Raw genomic sequence first — 21,990 nt, 5'->3', positions numbered from 1 at the left:
GATTGAATGAACAATAAAAAGTTTATAAGCTTTCTACCTTATATCTTAGTCCTTGGTATTATGCTGCTTCTGATTTCCTATGGATCAGAGGGTAATACAAAAAACTTTAACTATAACGAATTTATGACAAAGGCAAATACCATGACATTCACCAAAGCGGAAATGTCAATGGGAACTACCGTTATTGATGTAAAAGGGTCGTATAGTGAGAAAGGCAAAGATGTAAACTTCACCGTTCGTGTGCCAAATACGGAAAAGAATGTTTCCTATCTGACAGACGTATTCAAAAAAAGCAAGAGTACCAATTTAACAGTAAGCGATCCAAACAGGGAAAGCCTGTTAATGAAATTCCTGATGAATGTGTTCCCGTTCCTGCTGATTGCAGGTGTGGCGTTCTTCATGTTCTCTAAAATGAACGCGGGAGGAAACAATAAGGCATTTGAATTCAGTAAATCCCGTGCAAAGATCGAAGGAAATATCAAGGTTCGCTTCAAGGATGTTGCGGGCTGTGATGAGGAAAAAGAAGAGGTTAAGGAAATCATCGACTATCTGAAGGATCCAAAGCGGTTCACAGATATGGGTGCCCGTATTCCGAAGGGCATGCTGATGGTAGGTCCTCCAGGTACCGGTAAGACGCTGCTTGCCAAGGCAGTAGCAGGAGAGGCAGATGTACCGTTCTTCTCTATTTCCGGTTCTGATTTCGTTGAAATGTTTGTCGGTACCGGTGCGAGCCGTGTCCGTGACATGTTTAAAAAAGCACAGCAGACTGCACCGTGTATCGTCTTTATTGATGAGATTGACGCCGTCGGAAGACAGCGTGGAGCCGGTATGGGCGGTGGAAACGATGAGCGTGAACAAACCCTGAACCAGCTGCTTGTTGAAATGGATGGTATGGGTGAGAATAAGGGTATTGTAATCATTGCGGCTACCAACCGTCCGGATGTTTTGGACCCTGCGTTGCTGCGAAGCGGACGATTTGATCGCCAGATTACAGTGAACCTGCCGGATAAGCGTGGACGCTATGAAATTTTGAAGGTACACGCAAGAAACAAAAAGCTGGCGCCGAATGCAAATCTGGAGGGTCTGGCAAAGCGGACACCGGGCTTCTCAGGTGCCGATTTGGAAAACGTGTTGAATGAGGGTGCTATATTAGCTGTACGTGATAAACGTAAGGTAATTACAATGGAGGATCTTGACGAGGCTATTGACCGTGTTATGATGGGGCCTGCCAAGAAATCCAAGAAATATACAGACAGAGAAAAACGCCTGGTAGCCTTCCATGAGGCAGGGCACGCTGTTATCGGCTTGAAGCTGGATGACGCAGACAAGGTGGAAAAGGTTACGATTATTCCGCGTGGTGAAGCAGGCGGCTATAACCTGATGACACCGAAGGAAGAAAAAATGATGCCGACAAAGGCAGACTTCATGGCACAGATCACCGGCTTAATGGGTGGACGTGTTGCTGAAGAGGTTATGTTTGATGAAGTATCTGCCGGAGCAAGCAATGATATTCAGAAGGCTACAAAAATTGCAAAGGCTATGGTTCGAAGCTGGGGTATGTCCTCTCTGGGACCGATTCAGTATGATGATGGTACCGGAAATGTATTCCTGGGCAGAGATTATGGCAGCGGAAGCAATTATTCCGGTGAGATTGCATATGAAATCGACAAGGAAATCCGTAAGATTATCAATGAATGCTACGATCGTGCAAAACAGATTATTGAGGATAACAAGGATTTGCTGACATTGATTGCAGAAACGCTGATTGAGGAAGAAACCATCACCAGCGAACAGATTTACAATCTGATGAATTATGGTAAGCTGATTTCTCCTGAGGATGAAGTACGTGCAGCGGAAGCAAAAGCCAAAGCGGCCGAGCAGAAGCTGAAGGATCTGGAGGCAGGCATTACACAGGAAGATACTGCTGAGGAAGTGCACGAAGACGTACAGGATTCAAAGGAGCCGGATATTGATTTTGATGCAGCCTTAAAAGAGCTGACTAAAAACGATTACGACGAACATAAGGAATAGTAAAACAGAGTCATGCGAGCGGGTAAACGTTCCATGACTTTTTTCAATGAATCAAAGCTATATTTAGCATTATATGGTAATCCAATGAATGGAAAGGGGAACTTTATCCCCGCAATCAATTAGATATACCCGAAATAGCAGGCATGAAAATCGGTATCGTCAACATTATGGTGAATGATGAAACAGACTATGCTTTAGGATGTATGCATAGCCCTTACTTATTAAAATGAAAATTCATATAGTAGAAATAAATGGACAAAAATTTCATAAAATTATTCTATTGAGCAAATTATCTGATATTTTACATGAAAAATCACAAAATACAACCGTTTACAGTGAAATTAGTTTCATCAGTTTACGAAAAAAGGATACTGCACCCTGAATGGACTGTAAGTGTTTACATTAAAAAAGGTACAGGATATACTATACGAGAACTTGATAGGAGGAAAACTTATGAGTAAGCATATTGTAGCAATTACAGCATGTGCAGCAGGTATTGCACATACGTACATGGCTGCGGAATCTCTGGAGCAGGCAGGGAAGAAACGTGGGGATTCTGTACGTGTAGAAACACAGGGGTCCATTGGAGCGGAAAACGTTCTGAGTGAACAGGAAATCAAACAGGCAGACGTTGTCATCGTGGCAGCTGATATTGATATTGATTGTGCCCGCTTTGCTGGAAAACGTGTCATGAAGGTAAGAAGCGTGGATGCAATCAAGGATGCCAACGCATTGATTGAACGTGCATTAAACGAGGCAACGCTGTATGGCGAAAAAGGAAGCAAGGCGGGAAACATCACACTGGGGAAAACGGAAAATCCGATTATCAAACACATTATGAGCGGTATTTCCTACATGGTCCCGATGTGTATTGCCGCAGGTTTACTGCTGGCGATTGCGAATGTATTTGCATTTCAGAAGGACGATCTGGGTAGAATTGTAAACTGGGGCTTTGATAACAAAACAGCGATGGGCTACTTTATGCAGAAGCTGTTCATGGTGGGACAGACAGGCTTCAAGCTGATGATTCCACTGTTCGCAGGCTTTGTTGCGAAATCCATCGCAGACAAACCGGCAATCGCTCCGGCTATGATCGGTGCCTATATTGCCAACGATCCTGAATTTCTGGGAACACAGACAGGCGGTGGTTTCCTGTCTGCGATTCTGGTTGCATTCATCGTAGGATATTTTGTAAAGGGGATGAAGCGTATTCCCTGGCCGAAAATCGTGCAGCCACTTACCGGTATTATGATTATTCCGTTCGTATCCACTCTGGTGATTATGATTATCGTTCTGTTTTTGATCGGTCAGCCGATTGCATTCGCAATGGATGCATTATACAGCGGACTGACAACACTGAATGAACAATATGCGGCAGCTCCATTTATTATCGGGGCGATCATTGGGGCAATGGTCGGCTTTGACTTCGGCGGTCCGGTAAATAAGACGGCATTGATTTTCGGAACAGCTGTATTTACGGATACAATGACCAAATACGGTGTACAGGGTGCCAACTTCGTGCCGCAGAGTGCCACACAGGCAGCGATTTCCGTTGCGCCGCTTGGTATCTGGCTAGCATCTGTGATTTTCAAAAACAAATTCTCAAAAACTGAAAAGATTTCTGCGACAAGCGCCTTCGGCATGGGAATGGTCGGTGTAACAGAAGGGGCGATTCCCTTCGCTGCAGCCAATCCGCTACAGATGATTACCGCAAGTGTGGCAGGCTCTGCACTGGCAGGAGGTCTGGTAGCTTTGACAGGCTGTAAATTTTATGGCGGTATCGGATCACCGCTGGGAACCTTTATCGGATATATCGAACAGCCGATACCCTTTATCACCTGGATTCTCTGTGTACTTGCAGGGATTGTGGTAACGGCATTGATTATCGGCTTCTGGCGAAAACCGGTTGTAGAAGAAAACGAGTAACAGGAGGCAGTTATGGATAAGAGTGTATTTGACAGGCATCATATTCAGTTTGATACAGAAGCGAAAACACAAAAGGAAGCCTTTCATGTGATTGCACACGCAGCATATGAAGCAGGCTATGTAAAGGATGAGAATGCTTATTTTGAAGGTATGTGTGAGCGTGAAAAAGAGGCGACAACCGGCTTTCAGGATGGGATCGCTATACCGCACAGCAAGCATGCGACCTGCATAAAGCCGGGAATCTTCCTTGTGAAATTTGAACACCCGATTGCATGGAATGCGCTGGATGGTGAGCCTGTACAGGTGGCACTGGGGCTTACGATTCCAGAGGATGGCGGTGATGTGCATCTGCGTATCCTGAGCAAGCTGGCACGCAAAATGATCAGTGAGGAATTCCGAACGGCACTGAAAACCGGAACTGATGTTGATGCGCTGTATGAGGTGATCGCTGCAGTGGAGCTGTAAGCGATAGATAGCTATGAAGAAAATGCATGTGTATTCTCATACACATTGGGATTATGAATGGTATTTTACCGCAAGTGAATCCATCATACAGCTGATTTATCACATGGATGAGGTGATTTCCGCACTGGAAAGCGGAACACTGAAGACCTATTTACTGGATTCTCAGGTGAGTATTCTGGAGGAATATCTGCATATGATGCCTGAAAAAGAGCCTGTGATACGCAAGCTGGTAGAAGAAGGAAAGCTGATGATCGGACCCTGGTATACCCAGAGCGATGAACTGATCATCAGTGGAGAAAGCCTTGCGAGAAATCTGTGGTATGGGATAAGCTATGCAAGAGAACTGGGTAACTGTATGATGATCGGTTATCTGCCGGATTCCTTTGGACAAAGCAAGGATATGCCCAAGCTGTATAACGGCTTTGATATTCGCGAAGCTCTGTTCTGGAGAGGAGTTCCCAATGATGTATGTAAACAAAGAGAATTTTACTGGCACAATACTGATGGAAGTGAAGTGCTGTGCTATCATATCCGGGACGGATACTTCTATGGTGGAAATCTGATTTACACCGATGATGTGGATAAGGTGGAAAACCGTGTTTTGAACGGTGCCTCCACAACCCATCAGCTGCTTCCTCTGGGAGGGGATCAGCGTTATGTAGATTTCAATCTGCAGGAGCGTCTGAACTATTACAACGAACGCTCCACACATGATATTCAATATTTTGAAAGCGATTTGGAAAGCTTCTTTAAAGAGCTGCGAGAGGAGGAAGGACTGCCGCAGATTACGGGCGAGTTTATTGATGCCTCCGTTTCCAAGATTCACCACTCCATTTATTCCTCACGCTATGATCATAAACAGCTGAATGATATAATTGAACGACGCATGATTTATCAGCTGGAGCCATTTATGGTTATGCAGATGCAGATGAGGATCAAACCCAAAACCTCACTCCTGAGGAAGCTGTGGAAGAAGGTGCTTTTAAACCATGCGCATGACAGTGCCTGCGGCTGTAACAGTGATGCTACCAACGATGCCATCCTGCAAAGATTAAGGGACTGTGATCAGATGAGCTCGATGCTTTTGGATTATCAGGTACGCAAGCTGAGTGAATCCATCGAGGGAATCCGTGAACAGGATCTGGTGTTCTATAATACGCTGCCATATACTAGAGATGATGTATACCAAGTGTCTGTATCCACGAAAGCAAGGCACTTCCGTATTGTGGATGAAGCCGGCTGTGAGGTTGTTTATGACTGTCTTGGGACACAGCGTGTATACAGCGGAAGCATACGCAGGGATCCGTCTGTATACGATGAGGATTTGTATTATTATCAGAGTGATATCCGTATTGCCATGACGATGAAGCCAATGAGTATGCGTATACTGCATCTGGAAGCATGTGAGCACACGGAACAGCTGCAGGAATGCAGTGCTCTTGAAAATACATTTTATAAGATTACCATGGAAAACGGCAGTCTGCGACTGCTGAACAAAGCAAACGGGAAAGTTGTTGAGGATTTCCTGTATGTAGAGGACAGCGGAGATGAGGGAGATACCTATGATTACTCCTGGCCGGCGCATGACCATATCTATACGCTTCACTTTCAGGATGCACAGGCAGAATGGAAGCATGGAGCACTTGCGGATACGCTGGTATTGCATGGAGCATGGCAGCTTCCCGAGAATTTGCAGGAGCGTGTTGATGGGAAATGCAGTCAGGATATCGCATATACGCTTTGTATACAGCTGCATCAGGCCTCAGATGTATTACAATGTGAAATGACCATTGACAACACGGCGATGGAGCATCGCATGCGTGTGATTTTACGTGGTTTAAGCAGCTCATCCTGCAGTATTGCGGACACCCCGTTCGGTACCATTCAAAGAGCACATGATCCCAAGCACATGGAGGACTGGAAGGAGGCTGGCTATCGTGAGGAGCCTACGCCGATTTATCCGATGCTGCACCATGTATCGAATGGAACAAACCAGGTGCTGACTTGTTTCTGTAAGGGAATAAAGGAATATGAAATCCTGAAGCATACCGATATCGCACTGACACTGTTTCGCAGCGTACCATTGCTTGGACGTCCGGATTTGAACCGCCGTCCTGGAATTGCGAGCGGAAATGAATTTAAATATATACCGACACCGAAATCAGAGCTGCGGCAGACCATGAGCTTCTCCTTTGCCCTGTGCCTGCGGAATGGATACGATGCTATGGAAGTGCAGAAAACATGGCTGCGCTATGCGAATGATGTCCTGTTTTATCAGCTGCAGGAGGTCAACCGCTTTGTGAATACACAGAAATACTTTGTAACTCACCCGTATCCGAATGCGGTAAAACCTCTGCATAGCGCTATTCTCAATATGGATAAAAGTGACTGCCTGCAATTTTCTTCCCTGTATCCGCTGGATGATAAACAGGCGATTCTGCGGGTATATAACAGTCGCAATGAGATGGTAAAGGAAGATTCACTGTGTTATACAGGAGAAACCATACAGCAGACGAATATGCTGCATGAGCCGATCGCTGACTGTGAAGCTGAACAACACCCTGTGACGCTGTCAAACATACAGCCGGAGGAAATCAGAACCTATAAAATCATCGTGAAATAGAGTATAATACCGGTAGCGATGGAGGAATGCATATGGAAAAGGAAATTCTTTTAAGAATCAATCTGGCAAAGGTTAATTTCACCTATGTGGAAGAAACGATTGCACAATATTTCACAGACGGGAGAAAACCGCTCACGATTCACGAGCTCGCAAGAGAGCTTTCTATTTCCAGCTCCTCCATTACACGCTTCTGTAAGAAAATCGGACTGAACAATTTCAAGGAGCTGATGTATCTGTATGAGCAGCATCTGAATATGCAGAATGCGCCGCAGATTTCTAATATTTCATTGGATTTACAGAGTGAATATTTCCGCATCTTTCATCTGGTGGATCAAAACTTTGATGCCAAGGCGATGGAGCAGGTATGCAGATATATTTATGAGCATCGCATTATCAACATCTTTGCATTCGGACTGAGTGCTACTGCAGCAGAGGACTTTCGTTTCCGTTTTTCCCGCCTCGGTAAATTTATAGAGGTCATTCATGATAAGGATGCCATCAAAATGAGCTCGCGGGTATTGCAGAAGCAGGATCTGGTTTTTATCTTCACCCTGCGCGGGAATACCTATCTGGAGGAGCTTGCCGCAGAGCTGACATTACGGGGAATTCTTGTGGTAAGCATTCTGGGAAATCAGAACAGCCGCCTGAAAAAGCTCAGTGATGTTGTTCTGTATACCTCATCGCTGTCCGGGGAGGAGTCCACCGGGATGATATCCGGTCAGATACCGATTTTAATCATGATCGATATGCTGTACTACCATTATGTACGCACCTACAGCGACGCTTTGACAAACTGGGCAAGTACAGAGGAGATTTTAAAGGATCGAAAGGAATAGACATAGAAAAGCTGCAGATATGCAGTTGTTACAGCTTCACATAGAAAGGCTCTCTCCCATGGAGAGGGCCTTCGATGCAGTCGGCATTTTTCACATAGGAATATCGCATGCCATGCAGATAATTCTCGGTATGGAAGCATAGTATTGCCGCATTATGAAGCGAACGAATTTTACGATATAGGAAGCGCATGCCGTAGTGCTTTATAGAAATAACTTTATAAGGAGGAAGCTTATGCTACAATTTCCGAAAGGATTCTATTTTGGAAGTGCCACCAGCGCAACACAGAGCGAGGGGGCATCAGCCATTGATGGCAAAGGAAAAAATATATGGGATATCTGGTTTGAACAGGAGCCCGAGAAATTTCATGACAGAATCGGGCCGAAGGAGGCTTCCGGATTCTATACACAGTATCGGGAAGATATTCGACTCTTGAAGGAAACAGGACACAATTCCTGCCGGATTTCCATTAGCTGGAGCCGTATGTTTCCAAGAGGGGATGGTGAGCTGAATCCGCTTGCCGCAGCACATTATCATAATGTCATTGATGCCTTTCATGAGGAAGGCATTGAGGTCATGATCAATCTGTTTCATTTTGATATGCCGGCGGAATTGCAAAAGCAGGGGGGCTGGGAAAGCGATCATGTTGTGGATGCCTATGTGGAATATGCACGTACCTGCTTTTCTCTCTATGGGAAAAAGGTACGGCGCTGGTTCACCTTCAATGAACCGATCGTTCATGTGGAGTGCGGGTATCTGAACGGCTTTCATTATCCATGCCGCCATGATATGAAGGCTGCTGTACAGGTGGCTTATCATACGGCACTTGCCAGTGCCAGAGCAGTGCAGGCCTTCCATGCGATGTGTGATGGGAAAATCGGCATTATCTTAAACCTGACCCCGAATTATCCACGCAGTCAGGCAAAGGAGGATGTCGAGGCATCCCGCATTGCAGAGCTGTTTTCTGCTCGAAGCTTTCTTGACCCCGCTGTTCTTGGAGTATATCCGAAGGAGCTGGTGGAGCTGTTGAAGGAGCATACGCTTTTGCCGGACTATGAGGAACAAGAGCTTGCAGTCATAAAGGAAAATACCGTGGATTTTCTCGGAGTGAATTATTATCAGCCGATCCGTGTCAAAGCGAAGGAAACACCGGTGGACCCTGCAGCGATGATAACGCCGGAGAGCTTCTATGATTTCTATGAAATGCCAAACCGAAGAATCAATCCCTATCGCGGATGGGAAATCTATCCGAAGGGGATGTATGATATTGCAACCAACATTCGTACCAAATACGATAATATCGAATGGATGATAACGGAAAACGGAATGGGCGTTGAAAACGAAGCACGGTTTATCAAGGATGGCAGAATTGAGGATGACTACCGAATTGATTTCTATAAGGAGCACCTTACCTGGCTGCATAAGGGAATTGAGGAAGGCAGTAACTGTATCGGCTACCATGTATGGACGGGCATTGACTGCTGGAGCTGGCTGAATGCATATAAAAACCGCTACGGACTGATTTCTATTGATTTGGAAACCGGAAAGCGTACGATAAAGAAAAGTGGCTGCTGGTTCCGCGAGCTGGCAGAGAAACGGGGGTTCTAATGGATACGTATCTTTGTTTTGACATCGGAGGAAGCTCTCTGAAATGTGCAGCTGCAGATGAGGAAGGAAGGCTTTTCCATACCAGATCCTATCCTATGAGCGCAGACATAGAGGGACTGCTCGCATATATGAAAGCATATAAGAAGGATATCACCATGCAGGGTGTCGACTTGTCCGGTGTGGCAATCAGCTCCTGCGGGGCAGTGAATTGTGACAGCGGCGTGATCGGCGGAAGCAGTGCAGTTCCCTTTATCCACGGCTTTTCGTGGAAGGAAAGGATACAGAGGGAGCTGGGACTGTGCTGTGAAATAGAGAATGATGCGAACTGTGCTGCATTATCGGAATTGTTTTACGGCAAGGCGAAGAACATACAGGATATGGCGTTTCTGGTGATTGGAACCGGTGTGGGTGGTGCAATCGTAAGAAATCGTAACATTTGCCATGGAGCGCATCGCTATGGCGGTGAATTTGGCATGATGCTGGTAAAGCAGCCGGACGGCAGTGTCCAAAATTTCAGTCTGTGTGCCTCTACCTCGAGTATGGTGCGCAAAATGGAGGCTTTGACAGCGGAAGAATGGAATGGTGTGCGGATTTTTGAAGAAGCACAGCAGGGATATGAACTGTGCAGCAAGGTTATTCAGACCTTTTATGAGGAGCTTGCCTTTGGTGTCTTCAATGTGCAGCATATGCTGGATCCGGAAATGATTCTGTTTGGGGGTGCAATCAGTGCACGAAGGGATTTTACACAGCGAATCATGGAAGCGTATGAGAAGCTGCAGAAGGGGCTGGATTTTGCAACACTGACACCGCGTTTGGAATGCTGTACGTATCGGCAGGATGCCAATCTGCTGGGGGCGCTTGCGCATTACCGGCAGCGTAGGGGATTGGCAGAATAAGGAACAGGAAGGAGATTGTCAGAATTTCCTCCTTTTTATTCACAAAAGTTTTTTTGAGCACGCTGGAATTTTCATAATGATGCTTTTATATTTCAGCTTCACAGTGTGCAGAATGGCTGCGTGCAAATTGCGCTGTTTCTGCGTCCGCAGCCATGCTATACTATAGATGCGCAAAAAGAGAATAGTAAGGTTTCAGCTTTTGATAAATCACAATGAGCATTTAAGGACAGTGAAATGTCTTTGACCATGCGAAGTGCGTCTGTATAAATGCAAAACCTTTTCGTAAGGTACTGCGGCAATTGGCACACAAACTTTCAAGTCATCATGCAAGATGCAGGACACAGGTTTCATCCTACTTCTGCCTTTTCAGCACACGAACAGCTTTTACAGCGCTTATCCGGATGCAATATCTTACAAGAGAATATCATTTTTTTTATGTTACCATACATACAGCGACAGAAAGAAGGAATGGGCATGGCAGCATTGCAGGAGCAGCGACACATCTATTATGATAAAGACCTTCAGATCGAGGCGTATAATTTAAGTGGAATCGTACAGAAATTTCCTGTTCACTTTCATGAATTTTATGTAATCGGATTTATGGAGGGTGGAAAACGTCATCTCTGGTGTCGAAATCAGGAATATGATACACAGCGCGGAGATGTTATTTTATTCAATCCGCGTGAAACACATAATTGTGCGCCGGTAGCCGGAGAGGTTCTGGATTATCGTGCAATCAATGTTCCTGTAGATGTCATGGATAAGGCAGTAAAGGAGATAACCGGGAAACACATCCATCTTCAGTTTAAGGATACGCTGATTCCACAGGCAGAGCTGGCACTGTCCATTCGTGAGCTGTATGATGTTATCGTATCACAGAGCAGTCTGCTGGTACGTGAGGAGGCCTTTTACTTTCTGATTGAACAGCTGCTGGAAGAACATATGGTTCCAGTAGAGGCAAGCAGAGAGCTTACGGAAGCGGTGAAGGCTATGAAGGAATATCTGGATACGCATTATGAAGAATCCATTTCTCTTGATACACTTTCAAAGATTAGCAAGATGAGCCGCTATCAGCTGCTGCGTCTGTTCACCAGAGAGGTTGGTGTTTCTCCATATCGTTATCTGCAATCCATTCGGATCGCAAAAGCAAAGCGTCTGCTGGAACAGGGTGAAGCAATCGGTAAGCTTGCGCTGGATTGCGGGTTTTCCGATCAGAGCCATTTTACAAACTACTTTAAAAGCTTTATCGGTATAACACCAAAGCAGTATCAGAGTATATTCACACAGAAAAGGAGCGAATTGGATGAATGAGCGGATCAAGGGTCATATGCTTGCGTGTATGACTATTCTTATATGGGGAACCACCTTTATTTCAACCAAGGTGCTGCTGCGGGATTTTACACCTTTGCAGATACTGTTCACTCGGTTTATGATCGGTTATCTGGCTTTATGGGCTGTCGCTCCAAGGCTGACCAGAGTTAAAGAGAAAAAGGAAGAGCTGTATTTTCTTGCGGCAGGACTCTGTGGAGTTACCCTGTATTTTCTTATGGAGAATATAGCACTTACCTACACACAGGCAAGCAATGTTGGTATCATCGTGGCTGTTTCACCGTTTTTCACTATGTTTTTCGGAATCTGGCTGTTAAAACAAACGCGTCCCGGAGTACGCTTTTTCATTGGTTTTTTGATTGCCATGACTGGAATTCTCTGTATTTCCCTGGAGGGAAGTCAGAATTTGGCATTAAATCCAAAGGGTGATCTGCTTGCGCTGGGAGCTGCCATCGTATGGGCACTATATTCTACGATAACAAAGAAAATAAGCAACTTTGAATACACAACCATCCCGATGACCCGCAGAATCTTCTTTTACGGTTTGCTGTGCATGCTTCCGGTTATTATGCTATCCGGTATGGAACTGCCGAAGGTGGAACAGCTTACGGGATTAAATATTGCCAATATACTGTTTCTGGGACTGGGAGCCAGTGCGATGTGCTTTGTTTCCTGGAACAGTGCCGTACGTATTCTGGGTACTGTACAGACAAGTGTGTATATCTATGCTGTGCCGGTTGTCACTACGCTGGCATCGGTATGGATTTTGAAGGAAACGGTCACTATCGTCGGTGTGCTTGGTATCGTGATGATTGTATTGGGTCTTCTGCTGTCGCAGAATCGTAAAGGAGAACGTGTATGGAGAAAAACAGAAAATGCGTCATGGTGATGGATGCATCACTGGCACCGGGAATTGCCGCAAATACCGCGGCACTGCTGGGGATGACGCTGGGTAGTAAGGGGAAGGAAGCCATCGGCTGTGATGTTCAGGATGCGGATGGAAATATACATATGGGCATTCTGCAAATACCGCTTCCGATTCTGAAGATGGAAACAGAAAAGCTTCAGGAGTTGCGTCGGCAGCTGTTTGATCAGGAATATAAAGATGTCATTATCGTTGATTTCAGTGATGCAGCACAAACCTGCAATGTGTATGAGGACTGGATTGTGAAGGCAAAAAATCTGCCGGAGAATCAGTTTCATTACCTCGGTATAGGCCTGTATGGTGATAAAAAGAAAATCAACAGATTATGCGGAAGCCTGCCGCTGTACCGGTAATGCAAAAATTTGCACCTTATATACATGATAGATGGAAATTGACACACATAGGTATTTATGGGTAGAAATGAGAAAATGAGAGCAGTACGGAACCGGCATCAATATATCGCCTCCACACTTGCGGTATGCATGGGATTGTTGAAGCTGGCCAAGTGGTAGAAAAAAGACTATATGGAATTCATGAGTCATTTGAACGCTTTAAGGCTGACAAATAGAAGACGACGGCATTCTTCACAGGCATTGATAACTGTAGAAAGAGGATTGGATATCATATCGAATAATTCAAACAGTAAGCAAGGTGCCTTGTAGCAGATATGATAAATGCAGATATAGGATAGAAAAGATAATGCAGAAAAGCAGGCCGGATGAAGATAAAATGAAGGTCTGCTTTTTGTATAAAGCTTTAAGTTTTCAGGTGATTATAATCCAAAAAAACTGCAAAAGGCGGTTTTGCTACCAGTGGTTGCGGATTTGGAATGTATGAAGTATGGTAAAACAGCATAGAAACTGATAGAATACAGTCATCAGGAAATGAGGAAAATGTATGGAATTCAAAGACAATTTATATCGAATAAGAAAAGAAAAAGGAATGTCGCAGGAAGAGCTTGCAGCACTGTGTGATGTATCGCGGCAGGCGATATCCAAGTGGGAAAATGGAGCATCCCAAACAAAAGGATATTAAGAAATAACCTGTGTTTGCCTGCTTGCGAAAATACTTAAGAAATACAGAGATATGGAGAAATGATACTTGAAATAGAGTGTCTTTTTCTATACTGTGAAAGTAAAGAAACGGCAGTTAGCGAACATACCAAATTTATTTTTTGCTATGTTTTTGCTATGTTTGATGAATGCTGAAAATATTATAGACAAGTGCTTAAAAATAGTGTAAAATTAAACCGATTAGGAAAAGAAAAGAAAAATACTTTTTACTTTTTAATTTTAGTTATAAAGGGGTTGACAGATATGCTTAGGAACTGGCATACTATGACAGACAGACAGACAGACAGACAGACAGACAGACAGACAGACAGACAGACAGACAGACAGACAGACAGACAGACAGACAGACAGACAGACAGACAGTAAGGGAAAGTCTGTTTTTTTGCGTACAATCAAATCGTGATTTTAAATACATAGACACCATTATATCTATTTTTAGGTATAGTGGTTTTTTTGTTCTAATGAATAGGGGTGTACAAAAATGTATAAAGAAAGTGTCAAGAAGAATTTTCGTTACATAATGTCAAAATGTGTGCGTGTGGTTTTTGCAGTAATTTTAATATTAAATTATATGCCTTTGCAAATCAAAGCAGAAGAGAATACGAATGGGAATATAACAGATAGTGAATATAATCCAAAATATACCATTCAACATTACTTAAATTACCCAGCAATGGTTTTAGATATTCCAAATAATGATAATAAGACAGGCATGGATTTAGTAAATGAGCAAGCATCTAAGACAGATACGATGATTGTATGGCGAACAGACGCTTCACGAGAAAACAATTTACCACGTAATTTTAAGAAACAAAATAGTTATGGAGAAGAACATAATGTGGATGAATTATATGAACAAAGTCCACATTCTCAAATAAACTTAAATAATGATGGAACAGTAAAAACAAAAAATGAATTACGAAAATTGTTCGCTGATGAGAAAACATATTTCTTTGAAAAATCACAAATGCGATTCATGAATAAACTTTATAATAATGCAAGTGAAAATCATTATAATAAAAATTACACATTAAAACAGGTTTGGCTTTTGAAAAAAGATTGTGATAAAGATAGTACTGAAGAAGATGATTTTTATATTTTAAATGTGCCTGTTATGGATGATGGAATCCACCATGATCCCTCTAAGTTTATTTTCACTAATTATGAAGACAATCAGGCATTTAAGTCTAAAGGTACTATAAATAATAATGGTGTGAAATTTGTTGGAAATGAAGACGATGGTTATACGATTTTAATTACTGAAGATACGGTCATCCGCCTGGTTTTTGAACCAACTACAGAAGAAAATTATAATTATGATGCAGTGAATTTTTTCGATTATGATATAACGGATGGATGGATTTATACTACAGAAGGTGCAGTTAATTCAGCAAGAAATGGTGAAGCGGTACCTAATATAAGCAAAGAGGTTGATGAGGCAATAGAAAACCAAAATTTAGAAGGATTAGTTTCAGGCAGTACATGGAATGTAGATGGTAAACTTCCAACTTCTTATCAAAGCAAGGATGAATTGAAAAATGTAACATTTTATGCAAACACAGCAAAACAAGGTATAAATAACCCCAATAATCTTCCTACTGGAGTAGAACAAAAATTTGCTTTTGGCAACGATAATGCTGGGACTGGATTAGGAAAGAATACTTGGACGGATCCTGAAGGTGTAGAGACATCATTAAATATGACTAATGTAGGAAATCGCGCTGGAACCAGTAGATGGGGTGGTAAATTCTTTGGCCCAAGTCTTCGAGGGGCAACATTTAATTTGGCTCAAGGTGTCAATGAAAATGGAAGCATTAGGTGGAGTGAGGGGGTAAATGCACCTCCAATCTTTTCAACAGCTACAGATACTTTGAATTTAGATGGTATAGATAATCCAAAAGGAATACAAGGAAAAACGGCATATTTAAAATATAGTGCATATGGGACAGAAAATTCTGAAGAAAATTATAGCTTGCAGTTTTCACGTTTGGGAGGTACATATACTTTATCTGGAGTTAAGAAAAATGATGGGTACCAAGTTAGTAGGAATTTAGATAAATTTTCAAAAAACGCTTCATCTATTTATTCTAATGAATTTTGGCCGATGGATTATGCTTCTTCATATGGAACAGATGGACACGATCTTAAATTTGGAAATCCAAATTCCAAAGATTTTAGAAAATTTGTTGGAATTGATGCATCTGGATCCCTTCCAACAAGTGATGATCAAGGTAATGATCATAATTCTTACTTTGGGATGACAACATATTTTGACTTTGTGTTACAACCCGGATATTGTGGACCATTGAATTACTTCTTTTATGGAGATGATGATTTATTAGTGTTCTTATCAGAAACAACTGTTTCTGAGGATGGTACAGTTACAGTTGATCATACGAAAAGTGTACAAGTGGCAGACATGGGTGGAGTTCACTCGTCATTAGGTATGTACGTAGATTTGTGGGAATTTATCAATGGAGCAGAAGATATAAAAAATAAAGATGGAGATGCAATTGCCAAAGGTATTCCATATGAAGGTGAGAAGAAAACATATCGTTTATCTGTATATTACACAGAAAGAGGAGCATCTGGCTCTTCATGCTATATGAGATTTACAGTTCCATTTGAAGAACTGGCAACAAATCCAGTCACTTTTGATCAAGAACTTAAAATCGAGAAAATTGTTAAGAGCAATTCAGCAGAAGATAAGGGTGTATATGCATTTCAGTTGGATTTAACGACACCTAATGGAATTTCTATGGTTAATAAATATCCATATAAGAGATATGATGCAAATGGAAAAGAAATTAGTACTTCTAATGCTTCAATTGTCAGTGGAACAAAATTCTTTTTAAAGGATGGAGAGAAAGTGCTGATTTCTCATTTGCCAAAAGATACTGAGAAGGATTTGGAGAAAGGCTATGGATATACTGTAAGAGAATTAGGAAGAATAGATTCATCTAGTAAGGGATACCCTGATGACTTGAACCCAGGTGATGTTACAGTTATTCCATTGACTCCAAAAGATTCAACAACCTTTATGACAGGAACAATTAAAGAGGGATTAGGTCAAAATTTAATATTAGGTGTTAGTTATGAGGATGAATTTGATAAAAACAATTATGTTCGTTTTATTAATGCCAAAGAACCTGGAATGTTAGAATTAGAAAAGCAATTATCTGTTGGTACGGAATCAACAGATGAGGATTTCAATTTCAACGTCTATTTCACAAAAGCAGATGGGACACCTTTGAATTCTTTATCATGGTTTAAAAGCTTGACTGATATTGAAAGTCCAAACTGGGTTGAACAATCAGATATTGAATTGCAAGATGGTAAAGGCGTGTTATCAATTAAAGCTGGTGAAAAGGTTCTGATTTATAATTTACCAGAAGGGGCAACCTATACTATTACAGAAGCCAAAAACACAAATTATGGGGTCGAAGAGATTGTTATTACAGGAAGTGGGACGATAAATAAAGACGAAGCTTCTGGAAAGGTTACTGGAACTATTGTAGTGGATGAGAATGTGAGCGTGATAGATCAAAAAACGCCATCTAATACCATTAAATATGTCAATGCAAAAATAGAAACAAGTGGCTTGACAGTAACAAAAGAAGTTGGAGGAACGCACGGCGATAAAGACAGGGAGTTCCATTTCACGATAACGCTCGATGATAAGACGATCAGCGGAAAATTTGGTGATATGGACTTCACGGACGGCGTGGCGGCAATCACATTAAAACACGGACAGAGATCAACGGCAACGGGACTTCCTGCAGGTATCGGATATACCGTGGAAGAAACAGAAGCCAACCAAGACGGCTATGTAACGACATCTAAAGGAGATAAGGGAACTGTTCCGGCGAATGGTGATGTGGATATCAAGTTTATCAACTACAAGGAAGTAACATCAGAGAAGCCGTCCACACCTGATAAACCTGACGCGTCAGACACTCCAAAAACTCCAAAAACGGATGACAAAACAAATATAGAGTTATATCTATCATTGTTTGCAATGAGCGGACTGTTAATTGCCATTTTAGCTGTATTGAAGAAAAAGAAAATATTGAAAAACCGATAAAGATCTTTAAATAAGATTGTAACGGCTACATAACTCACATTGACGGAGTGAACCAGACACGGTGGCGGGGAAATCCCAAGATTTTTCTGCCATGCTTGCAAGTGGCTGGTTCACTTCATCTGTGAGAGAGCCTGTGGCGAGCGATTGTATAGCCCCCGTTATCTAACAAGGGGGGCACAAAAAACTGGAAACTGTATATCACAACAGACAGAAAACGCTGTATTTACAAGGTAAATCGGCATTTTAACAGATGTGATAAAAAAGTTGCCGATATTACTATGAAAACTGAATATTGTAGCATGAAAGACAGTTGATTTTTAATAAGTTGGCTGTCTTTTTTTATTGATTATGACACAGGCAATTATCCATAAGCGGTAGTTGCCTTTTTGATTGGAGGAATGAATATTGAACAATGATGATTTTATCAGAGAATTAAAACTGAAACGTGAAGAATACGGAGTATCACAAAATAAGCTGGCGGTTGCCTGCGGTATCACTCGTGAGCATTACAACCGCATTGAAAAAGGGAAACTTCCATTGACAGAAAAACTCAAGGAAACCTTAACAAAGGAAATCGAGCGTTTCAATCCGCAAGAGCCATTGTTCCAGCTGATTGATTACTTTCGTGTCCGTTTCCCTACGACAGACGCACTAAGGATTATAAGAAATATTTTACATATCAATCCAAAATATATGCTCTATGAGGATTACGGGAAATACGGATATGAGTGTCAGTATGTTATCGGCGATATTGCGGTACTGTGTTCACAAAACATACAGTTAGGAGTTCTGATTGAATTAAGGGGCAAAGGCTGTCGGCAGATGGAAAGCTATCTGCTGGCACAGGAAAAAAGCTGGTATGATTTCATGCTGAACTGTCTGACTGCTGACGGGGTAATGAAGCGGATTGACCTCGCTATCAATGACAAAGCAGGAATATTGGATATTCCCACGCTAAAGGCAAAATACAAGGCTGGCGAATGTATCTCCTACTTTCGTAGTCAAAAAGACTATGGCGGTTCACAAAAATGCGGTGATGATGTTCCAAAGAATACGGGGGAAACGCTGTATCTCGGTTCAACCAACAGTCAGCTCCATTCCTGCATTTATCAAAAGAATTATGAGCAGTATGTAAAGAACGGTGCAAATATTGAAGATACGGAGATTAAAAACCGTTTTGAGATACGATTGAAAGATGACCGAGCCATTCATGCGGTCATGGATTTACTGACTTATCGTGACGTGGAGCATACCGCTTTTTCTATCATCAACCACTATCTGCGTTTTGTGGACAGAGAGGACGGGAAACCAAAGAATAAATGGAAACTCAATGCCGACTGGGCATGGTTTATCGGGGAAAATCGGGAAAAGCTGAAACTGACGACACAGCCTGAACCATACACGCTGGAACGAGCGTTGCAGTGGCTACACAGACAGGTTGCTCCTACGCTAAAGATGGTGGCGGAACTAGATAAGCAGAACCATACAACGATACTGCAAGATATGATTGAACATACAGAGTTAAAAGAAAAGCATAAACACCTGTTGCAATTAGAAAAATCAGATATAAGAGACAGGATTGATACCGCTGTTCCACAAGAGAATGACGGTATTTTTTAGTGCATGGAGAAAAAATTTTTAAAATGAGTTGCAAATCAAGGTTTCGTGTTGAGTGTTATACAGAAGAAAATCATTCTTTTATCTGTCCGACTTAACAAATGATACGTTTCATTCCCTATATGAAGCGGAAGAAAAAACAGGAAAATATTCATTTTCTGCAACAATTTCGCTTTGCGTGGGTAGCTAGTGGGTGAAAGGAAATCTCTATATTTTTCTGAAAATGGCAACAAATCACGCTTTTGTGTCGAGTGTTGGTCGGAAAGAAAAATGATTGATGATTGCCATTTTATCCGTTCCATACGTACTAATGACGGAATAGGTGATTTTCTTCTTTCCAGTGTTCTTTGACAACTGAATAAAGCAGTCAGATACGTTAGACAATCAGCGAGCCTTTGGAGCCGATACGCCATGACCTTATCTAAGCTAAGCGAGCGAACCACTGTCAGCGTCCATGAGAAAAATTTGTCCTCTTTCTTCGCCATGACCTGTTCTGTCTGATAATGATACTCCCGTACAGCCATAGTTTGAGCGTTCAAAGCGTCGCACGCAATGGGTACGGTTGCATGAGAACCATGCAGAGGTGAAATTCCTGTGGGTAATGACAAATACCGTTTGACTGCTTAGAAAATATCGAAAGAAAGGAGGAATGTATTATTGATAATGCTGTAAAAAATCAAAAAAAGACGAATCAACAGACAATGAAAATTGCCAGCAGACGAACAACAAAAATCGTTGTAAAAGAGCATTTTTCAAAACAGGGTAAAACAATGGAAGAACTTTTAACTGATGTCATGTTAGAAAAAGCGAAGCAGACAATCGCATAAAAAGAGTGCTGTTGTAAAAATAGATTGAATGAGAAAAACAACCCATGTTATACTTTATCTGCAAGCAGGTATTGTAAGCATGGGTTGGTTATAAAGGAGGATAACTGACAGATGAAACAACAGATTTACAATACCGCACTTTATCTTAGGTTGAGCCGAGATGATGAATTACAGGGTGAAAGTTCCAGCATTACCACACAGAGGAGTATGTTGCGTCTTTATGCGAAAGAACATCATTTGAATGTCGTTGATGAATATATTGACGATGGCTGGTCGGGAACAAATTTTGAAAGACCGAGTTTCCAAAGAATGATTGAAGATATAGAAGCAGGAAAAATCAACTGTGTTGTTACGAAAGACCTTTCCCGTCTTGGCAGAAACTATATTATGACTGGGCAATATACAGAATTGTATTTCCCAAGTCATAATGTCCGTTACATAGCGATTGATGACGGTGTAGACAGCGAAAAAGGCGAAAGTGAGATTGCACCATTTAAAAATATCATCAATGAATGGGTTGCAAGAGATACGAGCCGTAAAGTGAAATCAGCTTTTAAGACAAAATTTGCAGAGGGTGCGTATTATGGGGCTTATGCTCCGTTAGGATATAAGAAACACCCCGACATCAAAGGGAAACTGTTGGTTGATGAGGAAACAAAATGGATTGTTGAAAAAATCTTCTCTTTAGCCTATCAAGGTTACGGTAGTGCAAAAATCACAAAAATACTGCGAGAAGAAAAAGTCCCGACAGCGTCTTGGTTGAATTTTACAAGGTACGGTACTTTTGCACATATCTTTGAGGGAAAGCCCGAAAGTAAACGTTATGAGTGGACGATTGCTCATGTTAAAGCAATATTAAAAAGTGAAGTCTATATAGGAAACAGCGTTCATAATCGACAATCAACCGTTTCTTTCAAAAGCAAGAAGAAAGTACGAAAGCCCGAAAGCGAATGGTTTTGAGTAGAAAACACGCACGAACCGATTATTGACAAGGAAATGTTCTATCGTGTGCAGGAACAGATAAAATCAAGGCGTAGACAGACAAAGGAAAAGGCAACGCCGATATTTGCAGGGCTTGTCAAGTGTGCGGATTGTGGCTGGTCTATGAGATTTGCAACAAATAAGGCAAATAAAACACCGTATAGTTATTATTCTTGCAGTTTCTACGGACAGTTTGGTAAAGGTTATTGTTCTATGCACTATATCCGCTATGATGTGCTGTATCAAGCCGTATTGGAACGATTGCAGTATTGGGCTAAGGCAGTACAGCAGGACGAAGAAAAGGTATTGCATAAGATACAGAAAGTCGGTAATGCAGAGCGGATACGGGAAAAGAAGAAAAAGGCAAATGCTTTGAAGAAAGCCGAGAACCGACAAAATGAGATTGACCGTTTATTTGCGAAAATGTATGAAGATAGAGCCTGTGAGAAGATAACAGAACGAAACTTCATTATGCTGTCGGGGAAATATCAAAAGGAACAGATAGAATTAGAACAGCAGATAACCAACCTAAGAGAAGAATTAAGTAAAATGGAACAGGATATGATAGGTGCTGAAAAGTGGATTGAGTTAATCAAGGAGTATTCCGTACCAAAGGAACTTACAGCACCGTTATTAAATGCAATGATAGAAAAAATACTCATTCACGAAGCAACAACGAATGAGGACAACGAAAGAATACAGGAAATAGAGATATACTACCGATTTATTGGAAAAGTAGACTGATAAAGAGGTTTCATATCTTTAACTAAG

At 42.0% G+C, this 21,990-nt stretch carries 15 protein-coding genes and 1 pseudogene; all 16 read left to right on the top strand.

Annotation, left to right across the window (positions count from 1 at the left end; translation table 11 throughout):
• Nucleotides 1-6 precede the first annotated feature (6 nt).
• The 16 genes and pseudogenes from ftsH to ACG3M1_RS21415 all read left to right on the top strand — a co-directional run bounded on the left by ftsH (nt 7) and on the right by ACG3M1_RS21415 (nt 21,963).
• Nucleotides 7-2,031 carry an ATP-dependent zinc metalloprotease FtsH gene (gene ftsH, locus ACG3M1_RS21490; protein WP_008816361.1) on the top strand — a complete coding sequence of 675 codons (2,025 nt, stop codon included), beginning with the start codon at nt 7-9 and terminating at the stop codon, nt 2,029-2,031.
• Between the two features lie 453 nt (nt 2,032-2,484).
• Nucleotides 2,485-3,957, top strand: a complete 1,473-nt coding sequence (locus ACG3M1_RS21485) for a PTS fructose transporter subunit IIC (protein ID WP_008816362.1) — start codon at nt 2,485-2,487, stop codon at nt 3,955-3,957.
• A 12-nt stretch (nt 3,958-3,969) separates the two neighbouring features.
• Nucleotides 3,970-4,422 (top strand): PTS sugar transporter subunit IIA, encoded by a 453-nt coding sequence (locus ACG3M1_RS21480; protein ID WP_008816363.1) that lies wholly within the window; start codon nt 3,970-3,972, stop codon nt 4,420-4,422.
• Nucleotides 4,423-4,435: 13 nt separating this feature from the next.
• Nucleotides 4,436-7,045, top strand: a complete 2,610-nt coding sequence (locus ACG3M1_RS21475) for a glycoside hydrolase family 38 C-terminal domain-containing protein (RefSeq protein ID WP_008816364.1) — start codon at nt 4,436-4,438, stop codon at nt 7,043-7,045.
• A gap of 32 nt (nt 7,046-7,077) precedes the next feature.
• Entirely contained in the window at nt 7,078-7,881 is an 804-nt protein-coding gene (locus ACG3M1_RS21470; protein ID WP_008816365.1) for a MurR/RpiR family transcriptional regulator, read from the top strand.
• Nucleotides 7,882-8,113: 232 nt separating this feature from the next.
• Complete coding sequence (locus ACG3M1_RS21465; protein WP_008816366.1) at nt 8,114-9,487, top strand: glycoside hydrolase family 1 protein; 1,374 nt, start codon at nt 8,114-8,116, stop codon at nt 9,485-9,487.
• Complete coding sequence (locus tag ACG3M1_RS21460; protein WP_009269933.1) at nt 9,487-10,383, top strand: ROK family protein; 897 nt, start codon at nt 9,487-9,489, stop codon at nt 10,381-10,383. The genes ACG3M1_RS21465 and ACG3M1_RS21460 overlap by 1 nt, the downstream gene beginning before the upstream one ends.
• Nucleotides 10,384-10,857: 474 nt before the next feature.
• Nucleotides 10,858-11,694, top strand: coding sequence for a helix-turn-helix domain-containing protein (locus ACG3M1_RS21455; protein ID WP_002606325.1), 837 nt, complete (start codon nt 10,858-10,860; stop codon nt 11,692-11,694).
• A complete protein-coding gene (locus tag ACG3M1_RS21450; RefSeq protein ID WP_008816368.1) occupies nt 11,687-12,601 on the top strand; it encodes a DMT family transporter in 915 nt (304 codons plus the stop codon). Before ACG3M1_RS21455 ends, ACG3M1_RS21450 begins: the two co-directional genes overlap by 8 nt.
• Nucleotides 12,571-12,990, top strand: a complete 420-nt coding sequence (locus ACG3M1_RS21445; RefSeq protein WP_008816369.1) for a DUF2000 domain-containing protein — start codon at nt 12,571-12,573, stop codon at nt 12,988-12,990. Before ACG3M1_RS21450 ends, ACG3M1_RS21445 begins: the two co-directional genes overlap by 31 nt.
• Before the next feature lie 544 nt (nt 12,991-13,534).
• Entirely contained in the window at nt 13,535-13,672 is a 138-nt protein-coding gene (locus ACG3M1_RS21440) for a helix-turn-helix transcriptional regulator (protein ID WP_009269931.1), read from the top strand.
• Between the two features lie 281 nt (nt 13,673-13,953).
• Nucleotides 13,954-14,076: a glycosyl transferase gene (locus ACG3M1_RS21435; protein WP_083829137.1), complete on the top strand. Its 123-nt coding sequence runs from the start codon at nt 13,954-13,956 to the stop codon at nt 14,074-14,076.
• 115 nt (nt 14,077-14,191) lie between these two features.
• The gene (locus tag ACG3M1_RS21430; RefSeq protein WP_009269930.1) at nt 14,192-17,794 is read left to right on the top strand and encodes a DUF7601 domain-containing protein; all 3,603 of its coding nucleotides are present in this window, start codon (nt 14,192-14,194) and stop codon (nt 17,792-17,794) included.
• 405 nt (nt 17,795-18,199) lie between these two features.
• Nucleotides 18,200-19,414: a replication initiation factor domain-containing protein gene (locus tag ACG3M1_RS21425; protein ID WP_009269929.1), complete on the top strand. Its 1,215-nt coding sequence runs from the start codon at nt 18,200-18,202 to the stop codon at nt 19,412-19,414.
• A 605-nt stretch (nt 19,415-20,019) separates the two neighbouring features.
• A complete protein-coding gene (locus tag ACG3M1_RS21420; RefSeq protein ID WP_040014059.1) occupies nt 20,020-20,238 on the top strand; it encodes a hypothetical protein in 219 nt (72 codons plus the stop codon).
• A 111-nt stretch (nt 20,239-20,349) separates the two neighbouring features.
• A pseudogene (locus ACG3M1_RS21415) lies at nt 20,350-21,963 on the top strand (recombinase family protein).
• Nucleotides 21,964-21,990 lie beyond the last annotated feature (27 nt).

This window comes from Clostridium sp. 10cd*, from assembly GCF_044336395.1.
Lineage (GTDB): Bacteria > Bacillota_I > Bacilli_A > Erysipelotrichales > Erysipelotrichaceae > Clostridium_AQ > Clostridium_AQ innocuum.
This window is presented reverse-complemented; position numbering and strand designations above follow the sequence as displayed.